This window comes from Gordonia aquimaris (genome assembly GCF_026262595.1).
GTDB lineage: Bacteria > Actinomycetota > Actinomycetes > Mycobacteriales > Mycobacteriaceae > Gordonia > Gordonia tangerina.
In genome coordinates this window covers 323,570-341,096 of the sequence record NZ_JAPKFM010000002.1, presented here as the reverse complement: position 1 = coordinate 341,096, position 17,527 = coordinate 323,570, and the positions used below count along the sequence as shown (strand labels likewise).

Below are 17,527 nucleotides of genomic sequence, written 5' to 3'. Positions count from 1 at the left end.
GACCGACCCCGACTGGTCCGGCGGGCTCTCTCTTGAGCTCGCGTGGGTCGGCTCGGATAGCGTGGCGCGGCTACGTTGCTACCGGCCTCTCCGTGATCAGGTCAGGAGTGGTCAGGCTCTGCGGGCGAAGGCGTCGCCAGCAGAAGATCCTGGCGCCGTTCGATCTTCGACACCGCGGCCTGCTCGGCGATCACCGGGTTGACCGTCTCGCGTAGTGGCGCATGACCGAGGCGGCACCTGCCGAATCCCGACTCGGCGAAGGCGGCACCATCCGGCAATTCAGTTCCAGCTCGCCAGGCGGCCCGACTGGGCCCTGTACATCTTGGCGAGTTCGTCCACAACGTCGCTCGGCAGTTCTTGTCCTCCGAAGCCTTGAGCTGACACCGCGACGACGACGCCCCGTGTGTAGCCGCCAAGACCACACAAGATGTTCTTTCCGTGCGACTTCTTGCAGAAGCCTGAGGCGCGTGGGGGCGCATTTTCCAGTTCACGAACAAGTTGCTGATATGAGGGTTCGATGCTCACACAGTTGACATAGTAGGCATTCAGATCCATCCTCTTGCGAACTGACCCGATCTGTATTCTATATTGATAGTCAGGGTTGTCGCTATCCACTTTCACGCCAGCTTCGTAAGTTAACCTCAGGTCGCATTCGGAATTCGAGGGTTCCTCAGCCTGCGTTACCTGTTCGAACGTGTACTCGCCCGCGGGCAGCGGCGGAAGCGCAGAATGCGCGACAACCATATCGTCTGCTATGTAGTCGAGATCTGGCAACTCGTCGTGGTCCACAGGTCGGCCCTCTCCAACCACCGCGACCGGGCCCGCGCCGCTGCAGCCCAGGATCAGCATCGCGGCTATTACCGGTAGCACTAAGGCGAAGTTCTTCACGCCGATAACTCAATTGTGATTCGAGTCCATGCATTGCCCTCGTTGTGGAGTGAGCAACGCTTTTTCGGATATGACCCAAATAAGGATGCAACTCCAGACATCCCCAGCACGTGACCTTGCCTGATTTGCCGTATGCAACTCGACGTGCCCGGCCCGCGCCTCACGACGATCCGAAACCCCCGAACAATGATCCAAGACCGGATAGACCAAAGGTACCCGCCGCAGGGGCATTCTCGGTGAGGTGAGGTGTACCCGAGGACGCGCCGAGCACTGTGACAACCTGCTTGCCATTGGCGAAACTGCTACATGCCCACCACGTCGAGTAGTTGCCGGCCGGAACCCCGGCCACCGTGAAGATCTCGGTCGTCTTCGGCGGAATCCTCTTGCGAGGCGTCGTGTATTTGACGCGGCCGCTCAGGAAGGCCTCGCAACTTCGCACACTGTCCGTCAGATTCGTGATGCGATAGACGATTGTGTTGTTGACCGAAGAACTGATGGTCCCAGACGAGTACGGTGCGGCAGCCGCCGGAGATGCCGCCACGGCCACAGCCGCGCTGACTGAGCACATACCGATTCCGAAGCGAGTCAATGTTCGCATTGCATACCACCTTAAGCGATTTGTGTTGCAGCCCAAGTATTTCAAATACATCATCTCGAGTCCATGTTGCCGTCCGAAGTTCGTCCTAATCGATGACAGCGGCGCGCGGCGCCGTCTGCTCACGCCGGATGAAACCCGTAACTGGATTGGTTATGGTAACGCGAATCCTCTGCGTGGCAACACTACTGACTCGGTTCCGGGTTGTTGCCACACACTGTGCTCCGTCCTTTTCCGTTCCAGGGCCTTGTGTCGTACGCCCCCCGATAACAACTGCACCCCAACGCTTTTATCCGCACAGAGATGTTCGGGGCGAACCCACGCCTACGGGGTCCCCTGCTTGGCCAGACGGCGTGGCTGCCAGTCGATAGCTACCCCCCATACTTGGTCGACGCATCGGGGCCGGCAGTGGCGCTCACCAGCTTGGCGAAACAGTGATCAGGATCGAAACCCTCTGTTCGGCAACAATTGTTGGCGGCGTCCGGGCCCGGGAGGGTGACCGCAACAACAGTCACCCACCACCGGCGGTAGCTGAACACATTCCACTCGACGCTGTACAGAAGCCGCACTTCTTCGAGGTCCGGGTTGCCGGACAGTCGGCGGTCGCGTTGTTGGGACGAACGAGTTGGTGCCGGTTACCGCCGAGCCAGATGTAGGTGTAGTTGTTCGCGGCCAGTGATGTCATCGGCGCAATCAGTTGTGCCTTGACGTACTGGTTCTCGGTTAGGAACGAACCGCTGTGCTAGATGATGCTCCGCGACCGGGACGTGGCTTGGGACAACGTCTGCATCTGCGTGCGGTTGGAGATCAGTTGCGCCTTGCGGGTATCCCCGGAATATGGCGTCCACGGTGTGCTAATCGGGTTCTCGTTGGCACGGTTGAAGTCGTCGGTGTACAGCGCGCCGGTCCACGAGTTGTCCAAGATCAAATTGGTGCCCCGATACAGTTTACCGATCTCCTGGGTACCGTGAAACTTCCTGCCGACCTGCTGTGTGCCCAGTGCCATCTGTCATCCGTCCCAGGATTCTAAGAGATTGGCCTGCCTGTTGTAGAGGGTCACGACATCTTCAGCCGCGCGAGCACGACACACAATGACAACCATCACACGAGCGATCATTTCACTTCTCCTTCGTCAACTCGAACGACCCGGCCCCGTTGCAATCACACTCCACGGTGCCCTTCAGAAGTCCAGCGTCCATGTACATCTCGAATGTCGCGGTTGGGACATCATCACCGCTTTGACAAGCAAATCGCATGGTGACACGCACCGAATCGTCGTAAGTGAGGATTGCTCCGGGTATCGAACGGGATATGCAATCGTTGTCGCCCCAGTCGAACTGGGCCACCATGCTCACAGAATCGTCGTCCCGCACCACGAAGTCGGTCATGGTCAGTCTGACATTCAGGTCCGAAGAATCTGAATCATCATGCTTCAGCACGCCCCTCCACGTACCGTCCTCGATCTTTGACGAGGGCGACGGCTCGTCCAGGTCATCAAACAGGTCGTCAACCGCGTTCTTCGCTGGGTAATACACGACCAGCCACCACACGAAGCTGATGGTGAGCACGGCAGCGATGACGGCACCGACAGTCGCAAGAACAACCAGGACGATCTTGTTGGAGTCAGGCGGTGGCTTCGCTGGTTTCCTGTTCCAGTTCGAGAAGTCAACCCGATCCGTATGTTCAGGCGGAAGGGCAGACTGGTTCGGGTCTTCGGGCAGATTCGGGTCCTGTTCCACGATTGATCACCTCATAGATAGATGTTGTACTCGGTGGCGGTGTCTTTGGTCCCGATGGCGTCGCACTGCGCTCGCGTCCCGTACCACTGCACGGTGCTCACCGGGGTGCGGTCGCATTCGGTGGATTCACACTGCCCACACCAGCGCCGCCTGTTGGCATCGACATACGCTTTCACCGATAGCTGAGTCGGGATCAGAGACGCGGAATTCGGATACTGATGGCACCTCACGGTTTATCTACGCCATGACAATCCGTGGGCGGGCTCACCACGACGTGCTCCCCCCTTCTTGGCCAGACGGCGTGGCTGTCCTCGATAGTTACCCCCAATACTTGGTCGACGCATCGGGGCTGGCCGTGGTGCTCACCAGCTTGGCGAAACAGTGATCAGGATCGAAACCCTCTGTTCTGCACCAATTGTTGGCGGCGTCCGGGCCCGGGAAGGTGACCGCAGCGACGGTCACCCACCACCCGCGGTAGCTGAACACATTCCACTCGTCGCTGTACAGAAGCCGCGCATCCTTGAACCTCAGACGTAGCGCCAGGAACTCCTCGAGAATGGCCCGGCTGTCCCATGTGCGTCCGTCGGCGAACAGTCCTGGTCGTTTGGAACTGAGTTGAGCAACCCAGCGGTTGTTCAGATTCGCGAGGATGAAGGCGCGATCGGAATCGGCTTGCAGACGCAACGCGTCGATACTCGTCGCCGACGGGTCTGCACCGTCCGGCAACGACGGACCGGTGGCAGCCACCGGTGGCGCGTCCCCTCCCACATCCCGCACCGACAAGCGAGGCGCGACACCGGATGTCACACCTGGGTCGCATTCGACGAGGAAGCGGGTTGCACTGGCACTACCGTTCGGCGGCAGCGTGTCCGGGAGGCGAAAGAACGTACCCGCCGGATAGGTCAGCACGATCGTCGTCGCCGACCCAGCTCCCTGGGGTGGCGGCACCACCACCGGAACCGGCGCGAGGTCGAACGTTCCGGAGGCAACGAGGTGCCCACCATCGGTGATGCTGATCCGGGTGTGCGGCCCGTAGAGGACATCGCCGCCCGGGCATTGCGCGGTGACAGTCATCTCGACGTCCAGTCCGTTCGGCGAAGTCCGAAACGATTGTGGCGTGAAGATCGGCGGTGTTCCGCACGGGGTTACGTACTGATCGCCGCCGACGGCCCCGCCCGAGCCTGCCGATTCCGACCGCGCCGTACCCGGCACGACCGCCGTTCCTCCTGTTGCCGCGAATCCGGTGATGGTGGTTGTGGTTACCGTCACCAGGTGATCGCCGGCGGCAAAGGTGAGCACCGGCCCATGCTCGCTGTCACCGACGCTCGATGCGTTACCGATCGCGGCCGGCGAGCGCACCCACACCGGCGCGCCGGTGGCCAGATCCACGGCGGCCAGCCCGCCATCTGGTGTTGTTGCAATGATGCGTTCGCCATCGGTGACCGCAAAGCCCGACGACCGGTAGCTGTCCGAGATCGGTGATCGCCAGAGTTCTGCACCGCTGGCGGCAGACAAGGCGACGAGGTCGCCGGCCTGCAGATCGACGACGATCAGTTCCCTGTTATCGCCGAGCACCGCTGCGCCGAACCGCTCGCCGGAGGCACTGTCGGTTGTCCACAGTGACCGCCCATCGGTCAGATCGACATAGTCCGTGTCGACCAGGACACGGTTCTGCTGCTCGGGCACGGCCACATGTGGGACCACCACGGAGCCACCGGGCGTGTCATGGACCGTTCCGTCCGGGCGAACCACCGTCACCGTGCGGTTGGTCACCACCTCGTTCGACACCTGACCGGTCACCAGACCGAGTGCGCCATCGAGCAGCCGAGCGACGGTCCAGGATGCGGGCCTGTTGAGTAGTACTCGCCCGTCGTCGGCGGAGATAACGACCCCGTACACCGACGCGCTCGCGACGAGGTCGGCGGTCGCGGTGAACGTGGAGGCGTCGCCGCTGCCCGGAAATTGCTCAGGCAACACCACCGATCGCTGCCACTCCAAGCCCTCGGGGGTCACCTTGTAGAACGTGGTGCTGCGGTCTGTGGACGAGTAGGAGTGCAGGAAGGCCGCCGAACCGTTGTAGGCGATCTCATAGGAGGACTGCGAGATCGGCAGCGAGACAGTTGCTGTCAGAGTCCCGGTGCGGGTGTCGATAAAGTAGACGTCCGAATCACCGCGGCACGCGATGCTGTGCTCGACGATCGTGTCCGAACAGCCGCGCACGGTGCGATCGAGTCGCCACGTCGTGCCGGTCGAGGCGTCGACTCCGAGGACCCGGTGCGAGGGACCGAGCGTGGTGAAGGGACCGCCCACAATGGTTACGATCGTCTGGCCGTCGGTGACCGCTCCGAGGGCGCCGTACTGGCCCTCGGTCGCCAGGCCCGACACGAACCGGTCGCCGCCCATTTGCTCCGCGGTGACCGTCCACGACGGGTTCGGCGCCGTCGGGAACGAACGGGTTAGCTGTCCGGCCAGCAACGAATCGTCTGCGGGCGACGAACGGTGTGTGAACCACACCAGGCTGAGCGCACCGAGGGCGATCACCAGCAGGAACACCAGACCGCCGACCAGCCAGGTTAGGCGCGACGCGCGTCGTCGGGGCGGTGGGGGCGGCGGGCCGAGCGACCACGTCATCGGCGGCATGCCAGGCGGTGGTAGCCCGCCCGTGGGGATGTGTGATCCCGGCATCATCTGCTGGGACGGCGGGTAGCCGAACCCGGGCGCCGCCAGGGGTTGCGGCGCCGTCGGAAATGCACTCGTCGCCGCCTCGGGCGGCTGTTCGTCGTCCGGGCGCCCGCGTGGGCCATCCGATCCCGGCGGAGGCCCAGGAAACGACTCCGCCACTACTCCAGTAAAGACCTCGGCGGTCACTTCGCGCGTCGTGCATCTGGTCGAATATTTCGGACTGCTCTCCGCTCTGCGATCGATCGAGATGTGAACACCTGTGTTCGCTTGCCGCCCAATGTGATAGTTGATGAGGCAAACAAAGAAGCGGACAACGAGATCTCGCGCCCCTTTGGCACCGGAGTATGAGTAGGGATCGCGGGAACTCGGGTCCGCCACGATCAGCCGGACTCAAACGAGCATCAGGCAGGTTCTTCTCGGTCGAAGCGCTGGCCATCTACGCAACGCCTTTCGCGAACCGACGCCGGGTATCTGCGGATTTCGTAGCGACTCACCAGGTCACGGATCGGCGCGACCTGAGGCCGAGTCAGTCCGCTGCACCGCATCGCGGACGTCCTCAAGTCTCAGCTTGCGGCGCGTTGGCATAGAAAGCCCGCCAATCCGACACCAACCCGGCAGTGGCATGACGTTCCGCGGAACGTTGTGCGCTCAACAACGCTTGGGACGTACTCATCGAGGACTCTTGCCGGGGACACTTCTGGCCACTTCGCGTGCCGGCGAACTCGACGGCGAATGTCTTGGTCGGATGGGGCCACAGCGGCCCCACGGTCGAGGTCGGGGTGCCGGTCACCCGACGGTGCTGCAGATCCGTGAACCCCAACCTCGACCGGAGTATGCAGGTGAATTTTCCGGCAAAGGTCGGCACACGGCCAAGCGACTGGTCGGCACCGACCTCGCCCAAGCCGTCCCCCTGGTCATCGCGGCCGCCGCCGGCCACCTCCTGTTCGGCGACGTCGACTGGAGCGTGGTGCTACCTCTGCTGGTCGGCAGCATCCCCGGCGCCTACTTCGGGGCCCGCCTGTCCTCGCGGGCATCGGCCGGACTCGTGCGCCGCGCCCTGGCGCTGGTGCTGCTGCTGGTGACCGCGGGACTGAAGATGCTGGGTGTCAGCAACCTGTTCACGCTCGTCGGGTTTGGCGGTCGCGCTGGTTGGTGGGACCGTCGGGTGGATGCTGGTACGCACCCGCTACGGGCTCAAGGCGACAAATTGGCAGGATCGGCGGGTCACGGTTCGCAGCCAGGGTTCGTCTGACTGAGCTCGCGTTTTCTCGCTGGTCACAGCATTGTTGGTCCCGAGTCTCGGCGTCTGCCGCATGGGCGAATCGAAAATCAACTATCGTTGAGGTTCAGGCTTTCGCAGCCGGCCCCTTCTCTCCCGATCGGGACCGGACGAAAGCCTCCTGGGCGCCCCGCCGGACCGACCCCCGACTGGTCCGGTGGGGCTCTCTTATTTCTCGCGCTTTTCAGCCCGGATCGGGTGCCGCCGCGTCACTGCCGGCGTTCATCTTCCATGATTTCGAGTGTTCGCCGGTTGGCGACGGCGTGGTCACCGCGGAATATGCCGATCGGGGCCGCGAGGATGTGGTCCGCACCGGATTCGGTCACCCCGAGGAGTTCGACCAGCGTCGAGCGTGCCCCGCGTTCGCTGTCCGCGCCGGCGATGGCGGCCATGACCCGGTCAGGCTGAGAGTGTGCGGCGATCAGCGCCCGCAGGGCCTCAATGCGCTCGGTCTCGTCGTCTTCGTCGCTGCGACGGGTCCCTCGGGTCGGACGCTCATCGAGAACCGGCCCGTCCCATTCGAACAGCGAGTCGGGCAGCGTCTCGGGCACGCTCAGTCCGTCGACGGTGAGGGCCACCCTTCCGTCGGGTGTCGCCAACCGGATCAGCACGCCCGTGGCGTCGTCGAAGGTCATCTCGATCGGATCGCGCTCCGGGGCGCGTAGCCGGATCGACCAGGCGGCACGTCCGCCGATGGTGCGCTGTTCGGCATCACCCTCCACGGCCATCGACGTGCTCATCTTGTGGATCAAAGATTCGCGGCCGAGGAGATCGAGCGGGCTGAACCGGGCACCGAGCATCGGCAGGCGGATGTCACCGTCGAGTCGGCGCATGTGGCCCTCGACCCGCACCACCGCGGTGGCGCCGGACGCGATGTACACGGGTTGGCCCTCGTGTTCCACGCACCACTTGCCGCCGGGAGCGTGCTGGAAGTCGACACGTGAGGCCTCGTTCTTCTCGGTGGCGGTCAGTGTTCCGCTGAGGCATATCGCTTCTGCGGCAGCGTTGCGGCCGGCCAACTCGATCCACGACGGCGTCCCCATGGGTCAGGCTAGATCGGTAGTGTAAGTTCCCAAGTCAACCGGCCTCGATGAATATTCGATTCCCCGATCGCAACTCCAGCCCTACGGTGACGGGATGTCGTCAACAGGAACCGTCGAGACCTGGCATCAGGAGCTGGGTTGGGGTGTCATCGTTTCGGCGGATACGGCGGGCGGGACGTCGGCGGATTCGTGGTCGTTGCTGGTGGAGGCCGTCGCCGACCCGTCTGCCCCCGGGCTGATGGGCTTGCGCCCCGGCACCGCCGTGGAGTTCGAGTGGTCGGCCACCGCCCCGCCGGACAACGGCTGCGACTATGTCGCGGGTGCGGTGTGGCCGGCCGGAACGACGCCAAAGCGTCGACCGTCAGGACCGTTCATGACGTGGCTGTGGCGCAGCGTCGGCGATCCCGGACCGGACGGCCTGACGACGATGCGCGAGTCCGTCGTCGATGACTTTGACGTACCCCGAACCGAGCCGCCGGCCCTGCCGACAGCCAACGGCACCGTGCACACCTGGCGGGGTGGACGGATACCACTTTCGGGCGATCAACGTACGTACCGCGCCAAGTGAAGATGGGTCAGTAGCGAAGGAGCGACGATGACCGTATACGCATATCGTGAACGATCCCCAGCCGACTGGCTGTTCGGTCCGGAGCAGGACTGGGCGCACCTGGCCGTCCTCGCTCCGGTTGGCTACGAGCGGTATGCGCGTCTGCGCTTCATCCCCGACCCCGAGTTCCTCGGCCAACGCGAAAGTGACGCCAACATTCCCGACCGCGGCGGTCCTGATCCGTCGGAGATCTGGCAGATGGGTGTCGCGGTAACGCATCTCGCGCGTCACACGACCACTCCTGACGACTGCTTCTACCTGATCTGGGAGGGCTGGCCCAAGGTCGCCGCGCTGAGCACCGGACTGGGCGCCGCCACGATCGACCTCGCCGACGACCGCGGCTCGGTTGTCCGTTCCTACTACCTGTACCGCGGCGACACCGATCTGATCGGATGGGATGACGACGAGGGCGAGGGACTCGGATCACGGCTTCCCGTGCCGGCGTTCGTGTGGCCGGCCGACCGGGCCTGGTGCATGGTCCGCGACGTCGATCCGCACTTCGCCAGCATCGGGGCACCGTCGACGGGAATCGCTGATCTGCTTGGTGATTCGCGCATCGATGTCGTGGAGGACGAGTTCCCTCGTGAGCCGCCGTGGTATTCGTGAGCGTTGCCGCAGACGCGTGACGCGTTGACAGCACTGCTACCGTGATGTGGTGACTCGACCGAAAGGCGCATGAGCGCCGCGTGTTTTGGGCGGACGACGTTTCGCCCCTTCGAAGTGTTCTTCAGTGCCGGCTATGTTTGGGTGCTTGATGCCATCCAGCCTGTCGCCGCGCTATTCGACCCCGCTACCCAGGAGTTCGTCCGGCTGGTGTCGTGGCCGGAGATGGCGTCGGATCTGCGGCCACGCTCTCGTCGTCAGATCGAAGTAGACGAGCAGGGGTTCTGGATTCAGTACGCACCCGACGAACCATTGGGACGCATCGGCCCAGACGGGCTCGTGTTCGCGACCTACACCCACGGCGCAGAACTCATCTGCTGCGGTGTCGACGGCGCCTGGCTGCGAACCCGGAACCCAAGCCCACGCGACATTTCCAGAATGCCGGACCGCCCACCACAGCAAGAACCGAAATCGACGCTGCTGCACGTTGACCGGAACGGCACGATGACGACTATCCCCGTCGACGGCATCGTTTGGCACACCCAGGCCGAAGAAGGCACATTGTTCGTGTCCGTACACCACGAGCCATGGGCACGCGTGCTCGTCGACTACGGCGACACACCACCGCCTTCCGGTGGTGATCGCTATCGGGTGGTGTGGGCGAATTCGGGGTTGTCGGTGCGACTGGACACCCGCACCCCGATGCCCTGATGCGTCCCGACCACATCGCGACTACTTGGGCCAAGGACACGAGCTACAGCCAGGACTATGCCGACCCGACCTACAACGAGGCGCACCTGCGCAAGCGGGCCGTCGGGCATGGCGTGCGGTGGCACTGGGGCCGCCGAGCCCGCGGCGAGAAGCACACGATCGTACGCGCATACGCAGACACGGGAACTGGCCCCGAGCTGCTGTGGGCGAATGATATTGGCGATCGGCGGGTCATGCTCGGCGCCGCAGAGCACCACCGCGCTTGGTTGTTGACCCGAGGGTCCACTCGTTCAGGTGGGCGAACCCGGCTCGAGGTGTGGGATGCGGATGCGCAGTCGGTCTCAACGGTGTCAGCGATCGACGACATCGACATCTCTGCACACCGTTGGCCGCTCCGACCGCGGCCCGTCGACCACGACTCGTATGCGCAGTGGTGCGTGACCTTCTTCGACGGAACACGGTTCGCCGACCAGGTGTCTGATGTACATGCGGAGTTCGTCGGAGACTGGCCCGATGGGGTCGTCGAACTCACCTACCGGCACATCGCCTATCCGGGACTTTTCATCCGCTCCCGGGTCGGTATCTACGACGCGCTCGGGCGCAAACGACAAGAGCCGTTCGACTGGATACTCACCGCGCTACTCGAACAGGCCGGCACCCATGCCTATCCGTCCGCGTCACTTGCCGTCGACGGGGTGTTGTACGGATAAACGCCATACCTTGTAACAATCGTCTGATGATGCGCTGGACGCTCGACCACGGGACCCGGTTGCCACCGGGGTGGAGTTACCTGCCGCGGACCGAAGAGGATCGGGCGTGGGAGTTGTTCATCGATCGATTCACGACATTCCGTCCGAGCGTCGACCCGAAGGGCTGGCCGGCCGTAATTGATCCGACTCCGTCGGTGACCTTCGATCTGTCTGTCCCGGAGAACTCGCCCGGTGTGTGGAGCGCACAGTTCGACGCGATCAACGCCGAAGCACAGCGTTGTTTCGTGAGCGTGTTCGACGATCACGAGTGGATCGTGCTCGACTGGCAGCACCGTGGGTATCGGCTCGATGACAAGGTGCATGCCGACACGTTCGACACCGAGTGGCCGGTGACGGTGTACCCGAACGGCGACTACTACATCTTCGCCCGTCCGGATTTCAGCACCGGAACGTTCGGGCACCCGTGGGAGAAGACGCTGTGCGTGTTCGGCAACGAGTTGGTCCACACGCTGGGACGGACGTTGGCGACCTGGCTGCCGCGGAAGCGGTTGAACGGCAACGCGGTTTGGGAGGAGAAACATGATGACGCACTGTGACGCTCCGATGATCGCGCGATCCACGGCCGGTGAGTCATGAACGTGCTACTCGCCGAGGCTGGACTATCCGAATGCGGCAGAGACGCGGCGTGTAGCGCGGATTTGAACCGACTGTTCTACACCGCCATTGCGATGCTCGTCCTGTTCTCCGTCTGGTTCACCCTGTCGATGTTTGCCACCGTCGACGTCATCAGCCGACACATCGGCTGGCGGCGCAGCGTGATGTGGCTTGGCGTCGTGTGGATCATTCCGATCGTGGGTGCTGCCGCATGGCGATTCGGACCGTCCCGCCGCCGGCATCGCGGGTGACAACACGCCCGCCCGCCAAGCTGACTTACGCGGCGGGGCGTGCGGCGGGATGCACCCATGGGTCGACTCTGGCGGCTGGAGTGCTGTATGCGGCCGGCAACCACACACGCGTTGCTCAGCTGGGTGCGAACCCACCGACATCCATCCCGATCCACAGCAGCGCGATGATCGGGAAAATCACGGTGAAACCGGCCCACAGGAATCCCACGATCCACCGACCGGCCTTCCAGCGCCAGAACATGATGCCGCCGATGCCGTAGATCAGTGTGGGAGGAAGCGCCCAGATCAGCCAGTACATGATGGGCGGCCCGGGCAGCTCCCCTGCGCGGTCGCGCGCAGGCACCGCATAGGCAGCGGGTAGGTCGGGCGTCGTGCGCAGCGCCCACACGGCCGAGTAGAACGCGAGGACACAGCCACCGACGAACACCATCGCCTGCAAGACGACGACCACGACATGACGCACTATCCACCAGCGGTGGAGGCGCGCGAAATCCGCCTGGTCGCTGTCGGCCATGACGCAACACTACTGGCCGCGCGGCAACAAATGCGCTCAACCACGCAGACCGCAGCCGTGCCGCCACGACGGCGCGTCGAAAAGTGCTGGCACGAAGACTGCCGCGACTGGGACGATCACATCCATGACGAGTCCAGATCTCCCCCGGCGGTGGCTGTCATGACTGACTATCCGTTCGACGTCACCGACCGATGGACCCGTACCTGGCGAACACGACACTGGGACGGAGCTACCGAAATCCCTTCACGATGGGCGAGCGCGGTTGCTGCCGTCGAGAATGATTTGAGCTGTTGGACCCGTAAGAAGCCATTGCCGGACTTCACCGATCATGAGTGGGACGTCTTGGTCATCGACTCCGACAACGTGTTGTTTCAGCTACGGCAACGCGATTCGACCGGCTGGGGCGGATACCTGATGCCGGAGAACCCGCTGGAGACAGACCGACCGGCCGCAAGCTGCATAGTATTCCTCGCCGACGAAGTACAAGGCAATCTGACGGGCCACCGCTGGATCGACTGGCCGTCGGCCGGGTGGGACGTTCTCGACCCAAGGGTCGTCGATGGGACCGCGATGTGGTGTCGAACGCGTGATGCCACACCGATCGCACGCGTGGGTGCACTGTGCACTGACTGCACGACGGGTTGGTGAGTACGTCTATGGACGCAATCGCCACCCGCCAGCGCAACCAGCCGGCGCCGCCGTCGGTCGTCTTCGACGATCTCGTGACGCCGAATCGGCAACCGGGCCGACCGTGGCTTCATCTGCTCGACGATGAAATCGCACCAGTCGTTGTCGAATCCGCCCGTCCCGCGCGGGTGATCTGGTCATCGCTGTGGATCAAGCGGCCGGACGCCCAGATCATGTTCGACCTGAGCCCTGGCCGCGGGGGTACCGATCTGCGGTGGACGCTACTCGTCGAGCCGCCCGGCCCCGATGACCGCCAGTTCCGCCATCTATGCCAACGCATCGGCACCTTGATCAACGCCAACCTGCGAGACACATATGGTCAATAGGGAAAGCGGCTACGGTTTTCGCATGGATCACTATGTCCGCCAGGAACCGATTCCTGAACCAGAACCGGTGCCGCCCCCACGTGGTTGGCGGCAACGACTGCGGGACTGGCGACACCGAATGTTCGGCTCGGAGCCGAGCGGGTATTCGTCGATCTCCCCGCGCAAGCCCGACGGCACTCGCGGCCCGATCTTTCCGTTCAACTCCAGTGGTGGCGGGGGCGGAAGCGCGTAGGCGGGGCTGACGTAGTTCACTGTCCCTTGTGGCGGTCGTCGGGTTCGGTCGGCGTCCGGGTGAAGCTGCCGCGACCGTTGTCCGTCGAGGCCACCACGCGCAGGGACCGCGCACACGGAGTAGCTCACGTATGTCCGTGATCAGCAGAAGATCTGCACTCTACGCTGAGCCCATGTCCGCGATGAATCCGAGCGCCAGGCATTACCGCAACCAAGTGGTTCGAATCGCCGAGATCGCGGTCGTCAGCGATCTGATTGAAAACGTCACCTTTAAGAACTGCGTTCTGATTGGGCCCGCCGTGCTGGCTCTGGTCGAGGGGGTCACAATGTCTGGTTGCGAGATAGAAGGAACGGAAGAAGGTGTCTTCTGGGTTGTCCCCGCGGAACGCGAGTACGTGGTGGGGGCAGTGGGGCTCCGCGATTGCCGCCTGTACAGTTGCCACCTCCAGCGAATCGGATTAGCGATTCCAGAGCGTGTGCTGCCTGAGATGCGTCGTGGCTTCGGATTCTCTGAAGCTTAGCTACCCGGCGTCGGTGGACGCGCCCCCGGAGAAACTGCCCGATTTCCACTGACCTTGTTCGAACCCTCGCTGTCCTGCGACAACCGAACACCGATCTGACGCGCGCCTTCGGGAGGCGGCCCCTCGGCGGGATGTGGGCTGAGGGCACGGAAGCGAGCGAGCGTCTCCTCCGTGCTCAACGACTCGTCGTCGACCCAATCCGTAGGCATGCGTCCATGGTGCCACAGTTCTTCCCGCACTCACGGACGCTGTTCACAGCCAACGTGCGGTGCGAATCGTCCAGGTGTCAGCATTGTCATCCCAGTCAGGAATTGGTGTCAGTGCGCAGATGATCGCCCGCCCCGTGTGGTCGGTCCCGACCGCAACCAACCGACGCCCATGTTCGGGGTGATTTTCCCACGCAACCTGAGGCCGAGCCGGCCACTGCACTGCATCGCGGACATCCTCGAGTGTCAGCCCGCGGTGCTTCTCCCTGAGCTTTCGGACAACTCTGTTGCTAGCCACCACCTGACCGATGTGGATTCGCACAAACGTCCTTCCGTCCAGTCTCTGGCGGCCCGCGGAAAGTGTTTGTCGATTGCGCCCTCGGTTTGTTCGGCCGGCAACCACTTTACGTTGCCCCCGAGACTGCATAGTGGGACCAGCCCGTGCATCGAACTCGCCGACCCTCCACATTCACACCGTCAACGTTCCGCGGAACGCTCAACTTGTCAGAGTCCGTCGATACATTGAGCAGTAACCGGTTCACGTCTGTCAGGGGGTCATGATGTCGGTTACCGCAATGCCGTCGTCCACGAACGAGCCATCACCAACGAGTAAGTCGCCCAGCATCTTCGACCATGTGGACATTGACGAGCTAACTACCAAAGAAATCGGAACTCGCCTTGTTGGGTACGCCAGCCAGATGGCGGCGCTGACGGCGCGGTTCCTCGAATTGCTCGCTGAGTTCGACCGCCGCGGCGGCTGGAGCGGCGAGGGCATCATGTCGTGCGCGCACTGGCTGACCTGGCGCACCGGCCTGTCCATCCGTACTGCGCAGGAACATCTGCGCATCGCCCATGCGCTGCCGGAACTTCCGCTCCTGCGCCAGGCCTTCACCGAAGGACGACTGTCGTACTCGAAGGTGCGGGCCCTGACCCGGGTCGCCACACCGGAGCGCGAAGAAGAGCTCCTCAACGTTGCTCTGTCGGCCACCGCCTCCCAGGTGGAGCGTCTGGTCCAGTCCATCCGCAAAGTCGATCGCCACAAAGACGAATCCGAGCGCAGCACCATCGATTCCAGCAGCTCGTGGAGTTGGAACTTCGACGGGTCGTTGTCGGTGAAGCTACGGCTCTCACCGCTCGACGGCGCCCGATTCCTGGCCGGCGTCGTCCGCGCCGAGTATGAACGCACCCGCGCCGCCGGCGACCCCGACCTACCCACCGAGCCCGCCCCCGACGAGGACGCTCCCGACGTCACCAAGAAGTCGCCTGGCCATCCGGGATCGGCAGACCTGTGGCGCAACGTGCCCTCCGACATCGCACCGGCGGTCGTGGCGATGGGCGACACCATGCAGAGCACGATCTCGGTGCCGGAGTTCGTGCCCGGTGCCGAACTCGTGGTCCACACCCACGACGACGCCGACCCTCACCTCGACGACGGACCGGCGCTCGAGGACGCCGACGTCGACGAAGCCGCCTGCGGCGGAGCTGTTCGGAAGGTCAAGCACGGCAAGAAACGCAAGGGCGCACGCGGAATTGTGCTCAACTACGGCCGCAAACGTCGCATGCCGACGCGAAAGGTGATGCGCGTGCTGTTCGAAAGAGACCGCTGCTGCCAACATCCCGGCTGCGGCCGCACCCGTCACCTGCACGCGCATCACGTGCAGTTCTGGTCGCAGGACGGCCCCACCAACCCCGACAATCTGATCCTGCTGTGTTCGGCCCATCATCGCGCCCTGCACCGCGGCGAGTTCGCGATCAAAGCCCACGGCAGGCAACAGTTCAGCTTCCATAGACCCGACGGATCGACCATCGAGCGTGCACCCGCAGTCCACAAGCCCGAAGGTTGGCAACCGGATACGGCCATCGACGACGCCGCAGTCCTACCGATCAGTCCCGGACGTCACCTCGACGCCGGCTACGCGACCGAAGTCCTGTACGCCGCGTGGGCATGGAAAGCACGCCAATCCGATGCCGATCTCGCAGCCGCATGACGTTCCGCGGAACGCTCCCGGCCGAGTCACGGACATTGGGCAGCCCGCCGAACACCCCCTAGCTGGGGGATGGTCACGCACCCGTTCCTGCGATGCACTTGATGCAGACGACGAATCCGGGTTCAGAGCAGGATCTGGCGGAGGTGACGACCATGACTGACGCACTGGTGATCGGCAGCGGCCCCTCGGGGCTGGCAACGGGTGCCGAGTTGGTGAAGCGAGGCATCGACGTGACCGTGCTCGAGCGCGGCGAGCGGACGGCCTCAGCCTGGGCTGGCAGATACGACGGATTGCGGTTCAACACGAGCCGATGGTGGTCGGCGTTGCCCGGCGCACCCTTTCCGCGCGCATACGGGTGGTTTCCTACCCGCGACCAGTACGTCCGCTATCTCGACGACTACGCCGCCGCACGACACGTGCCGGTTCGCCACAGCGTCGCGGTCGAGCGAATCGATTCCGCGCCCGAAGGTGGATGGAAAGTCACCGCCACTGGCAAGACCTTCCACACACGCCACGTTGTGGTGGCCACCGGCGTGTTCAATGTCCCCTGGCTGCCGGACTGGGCGCGCGGTGATCGCACACCACCGAAAGTTCTGCACGCGAGTGACTACCACAATGCGGCGCCGTACCGAGGCCTTCGCGTCCTCGTGGTCGGCGCGGGCTCGACCGGCATGGAGATCGCGCGCGAACTCGCTGACGTCGCGGCCCAGGTGTCGCTGTCGGTCCGGACCGCCCCAAACATCCTGCTGCGCAGTAGCGGCGGGCTCCCCGGGGATCTCGCCGTACCGCTGATCCTGCGTCTGCCAACCGATCTGGCCGACTCCTTCCTGGCCACAGTCCAACACGCAACCATCGGCGATCTCTCGCCGTACGGGCTCAGCTCTCCACCTGCCGGGGTGATCGCGCAGCTGCGTGAACGTGGCGCCGGAACTGCCGTCGTGGACAAGGAGGTCATTGACGCCATCCGGGACGGAGGCATCCGCATCGTCGCTGCGGTGGACGGACTCGACGAACAAGGCGCCCAGTTGGTCGACGGGTCGCATGTGGGAGCCGATGTCGTCATCGCTGCAACGGGATACACCACCGGTCTGCGCGAGATGGCCGGGCACCTCGACGTTCTCGACGCACGTGGTCTGCCCCGAGTTGTTGATGGCGGTGAGGTGATGACCGGCCTGCGATTCGTCGGCTATGTTCTGCGTCCGGGGCTGACCGGCTACACCGGGAAGCTCGCTCGAGTGGCCGCTCGGGGCATCGCCGCCTCCCGCGATGACACGGCTGCGGTGGCGAGCTGA

General features: G+C 63.8%; 19 protein-coding genes and 1 pseudogene. 12 read left to right on the top strand and 8 right to left on the bottom strand.

Annotated features, from left to right (window positions below; genetic code table 11):
• Positions 1–279 precede the first annotated feature (279 nt).
• The 6 genes and pseudogenes from OSB52_RS03570 to OSB52_RS03555 form a co-directional block, all read right to left on the bottom strand.
• Positions 280–888 carry a hypothetical protein gene (locus OSB52_RS03570; RefSeq protein WP_235725991.1) on the bottom strand — a complete coding sequence of 203 codons (609 nt, stop codon included), beginning with the start codon at positions 886–888 and terminating at the stop codon, positions 280–282.
• A 966-nt stretch (positions 889–1,854) separates the two neighbouring features.
• Positions 1,855–2,055 (bottom strand): annotated as a pseudogene (locus OSB52_RS25125) (hypothetical protein); the annotation flags it as partial.
• A 170-nt stretch (positions 2,056–2,225) separates the two neighbouring features.
• Complete coding sequence (locus OSB52_RS03565) at positions 2,226–2,489, bottom strand: hypothetical protein (protein ID WP_235725990.1); 264 nt, start codon at positions 2,487–2,489, stop codon at positions 2,226–2,228.
• Between the two features lie 112 nt (positions 2,490–2,601).
• Positions 2,602–3,222: a hypothetical protein gene (locus OSB52_RS03560; protein WP_235725989.1), complete on the bottom strand. Its 621-nt coding sequence runs from the start codon at positions 3,220–3,222 to the stop codon at positions 2,602–2,604.
• Between the two features lie 11 nt (positions 3,223–3,233).
• Complete coding sequence (locus OSB52_RS25230; RefSeq protein ID WP_435948563.1) at positions 3,234–3,323, bottom strand: phage upper tail fiber protein; 90 nt, start codon at positions 3,321–3,323, stop codon at positions 3,234–3,236.
• Between the two features lie 217 nt (positions 3,324–3,540).
• Positions 3,541–5,853, bottom strand: coding sequence for an outer membrane protein assembly factor BamB family protein (locus OSB52_RS03555; protein ID WP_235725988.1), 2,313 nt, complete (start codon positions 5,851–5,853; stop codon positions 3,541–3,543).
• A gap of 847 nt (positions 5,854–6,700) precedes the next feature.
• Here OSB52_RS03555 and OSB52_RS03550 point away from each other — a divergent pair.
• A complete protein-coding gene (locus OSB52_RS03550; protein ID WP_235725987.1) occupies positions 6,701–7,156 on the top strand; it encodes a sulfite exporter TauE/SafE family protein in 456 nt (151 codons plus the stop codon).
• 236 nt (positions 7,157–7,392) lie between these two features.
• Here OSB52_RS03550 and OSB52_RS03545 read toward each other — a convergent pair whose 3' ends face one another.
• Positions 7,393–8,226 (bottom strand): hypothetical protein, encoded by an 834-nt coding sequence (locus OSB52_RS03545; protein WP_235725986.1) that lies wholly within the window; start codon positions 8,224–8,226, stop codon positions 7,393–7,395.
• A 94-nt stretch (positions 8,227–8,320) separates the two neighbouring features.
• On the opposite strand from OSB52_RS03545, the gene OSB52_RS03540 reads away from it, so the two are divergent.
• The 6 genes from OSB52_RS03540 (at position 8,321) to OSB52_RS03515 (ending at position 11,762) form a co-directional block, all read left to right on the top strand.
• Complete coding sequence (locus OSB52_RS03540; protein ID WP_266060187.1) at positions 8,321–8,794, top strand: hypothetical protein; 474 nt, start codon at positions 8,321–8,323, stop codon at positions 8,792–8,794.
• Between the two features lie 27 nt (positions 8,795–8,821).
• Positions 8,822–9,439, top strand: a complete 618-nt coding sequence (locus OSB52_RS03535) for a hypothetical protein (RefSeq protein WP_266060185.1) — start codon at positions 8,822–8,824, stop codon at positions 9,437–9,439.
• 69 nt (positions 9,440–9,508) lie between these two features.
• A complete protein-coding gene (locus OSB52_RS03530; RefSeq protein WP_266060183.1) occupies positions 9,509–10,147 on the top strand; it encodes a hypothetical protein in 639 nt (212 codons plus the stop codon).
• Positions 10,147–10,857, top strand: coding sequence for a hypothetical protein (locus OSB52_RS03525; protein WP_266060182.1), 711 nt, complete (start codon positions 10,147–10,149; stop codon positions 10,855–10,857). Before OSB52_RS03530 ends, OSB52_RS03525 begins: the two co-directional genes overlap by 1 nt.
• Positions 10,858–10,883: 26 nt before the next feature.
• Positions 10,884–11,453 (top strand): DUF2716 domain-containing protein, encoded by a 570-nt coding sequence (locus OSB52_RS03520; RefSeq protein ID WP_235725982.1) that lies wholly within the window; start codon positions 10,884–10,886, stop codon positions 11,451–11,453.
• 36 nt (positions 11,454–11,489) lie between these two features.
• On the top strand, positions 11,490–11,762 hold the full coding sequence (locus OSB52_RS03515; RefSeq protein ID WP_266060180.1) for a hypothetical protein: 273 nt from the start codon (positions 11,490–11,492) through the stop codon (positions 11,760–11,762).
• A 115-nt stretch (positions 11,763–11,877) separates the two neighbouring features.
• On the opposite strand, the gene OSB52_RS03510 is transcribed toward OSB52_RS03515, so the two are convergent.
• On the bottom strand, positions 11,878–12,276 hold the full coding sequence (locus OSB52_RS03510; protein WP_266060178.1) for a hypothetical protein: 399 nt from the start codon (positions 12,274–12,276) through the stop codon (positions 11,878–11,880).
• Here OSB52_RS03510 and OSB52_RS03505 point away from each other — a divergent pair.
• From OSB52_RS03505 to OSB52_RS03485, 5 genes are all read left to right on the top strand, one after another.
• Entirely contained in the window at positions 12,238–12,924 is a 687-nt protein-coding gene (locus tag OSB52_RS03505; protein WP_266060177.1) for a hypothetical protein, read from the top strand. The two genes, OSB52_RS03510 and OSB52_RS03505, sit on opposite strands and share 39 nt — an antisense overlap.
• A gap of 8 nt (positions 12,925–12,932) precedes the next feature.
• Positions 12,933–13,289 carry a hypothetical protein gene (locus OSB52_RS03500; protein ID WP_266060176.1) on the top strand — a complete coding sequence of 119 codons (357 nt, stop codon included), beginning with the start codon at positions 12,933–12,935 and terminating at the stop codon, positions 13,287–13,289.
• A 404-nt stretch (positions 13,290–13,693) separates the two neighbouring features.
• Positions 13,694–14,041, top strand: a complete 348-nt coding sequence (locus OSB52_RS03495; protein ID WP_266060175.1) for a hypothetical protein — start codon at positions 13,694–13,696, stop codon at positions 14,039–14,041.
• 781 nt (positions 14,042–14,822) lie between these two features.
• Entirely contained in the window at positions 14,823–16,235 is a 1,413-nt protein-coding gene (locus OSB52_RS03490) for an HNH endonuclease (protein ID WP_372512311.1), read from the top strand.
• A gap of 152 nt (positions 16,236–16,387) precedes the next feature.
• On the top strand, positions 16,388–17,527 hold the full coding sequence (locus tag OSB52_RS03485) for a flavin-containing monooxygenase (protein ID WP_266060173.1): 1,140 nt from the start codon (positions 16,388–16,390) through the stop codon (positions 17,525–17,527).

Bases quoted from the DNA above. Each gene is read 5' to 3' on its own strand.
- OSB52_RS03565 (WP_235725990.1), bottom strand. From the start codon at position 2,489: ATGGCACTGGGCACACAGCAGGTCGGCAGGAAGTTTCACGGTACCCAG.
- OSB52_RS03555 (WP_235725988.1), bottom strand. From the start codon at position 5,853: ATGACGTGGTCGCTCGGCCCGCCGCCCCCACCGCCCCGACGACGCGCG.
- OSB52_RS03545 (WP_235725986.1), bottom strand. From the start codon at position 8,226: ATGGGGACGCCGTCGTGGATCGAGTTGGCCGGCCGCAACGCTGCCGCA.
- OSB52_RS03540 (WP_266060187.1), top strand. From the start codon at position 8,321: ATGTCGTCAACAGGAACCGTCGAGACCTGGCATCAGGAGCTGGGTTGG.
- OSB52_RS03535 (WP_266060185.1), top strand. From the start codon at position 8,822: ATGACCGTATACGCATATCGTGAACGATCCCCAGCCGACTGGCTGTTC.
- OSB52_RS03530 (WP_266060183.1), top strand. From the start codon at position 9,509: ATGAGCGCCGCGTGTTTTGGGCGGACGACGTTTCGCCCCTTCGAAGTG.
- OSB52_RS03525 (WP_266060182.1), top strand. From the start codon at position 10,147: ATGCGTCCCGACCACATCGCGACTACTTGGGCCAAGGACACGAGCTAC.
- OSB52_RS03520 (WP_235725982.1), top strand. From the start codon at position 10,884: ATGATGCGCTGGACGCTCGACCACGGGACCCGGTTGCCACCGGGGTGG.
- OSB52_RS03515 (WP_266060180.1), top strand. From the start codon at position 11,490: ATGAACGTGCTACTCGCCGAGGCTGGACTATCCGAATGCGGCAGAGAC.
- OSB52_RS03510 (WP_266060178.1), bottom strand. From the start codon at position 12,276: ATGGCCGACAGCGACCAGGCGGATTTCGCGCGCCTCCACCGCTGGTGG.
- OSB52_RS03500 (WP_266060176.1), top strand. From the start codon at position 12,933: ATGGACGCAATCGCCACCCGCCAGCGCAACCAGCCGGCGCCGCCGTCG.
- OSB52_RS03495 (WP_266060175.1), top strand. From the start codon at position 13,694: ATGTCCGCGATGAATCCGAGCGCCAGGCATTACCGCAACCAAGTGGTT.
- OSB52_RS03490 (WP_372512311.1), top strand. From the start codon at position 14,823: ATGCCGTCGTCCACGAACGAGCCATCACCAACGAGTAAGTCGCCCAGC.
- OSB52_RS03485 (WP_266060173.1), top strand. From the start codon at position 16,388: ATGACTGACGCACTGGTGATCGGCAGCGGCCCCTCGGGGCTGGCAACG.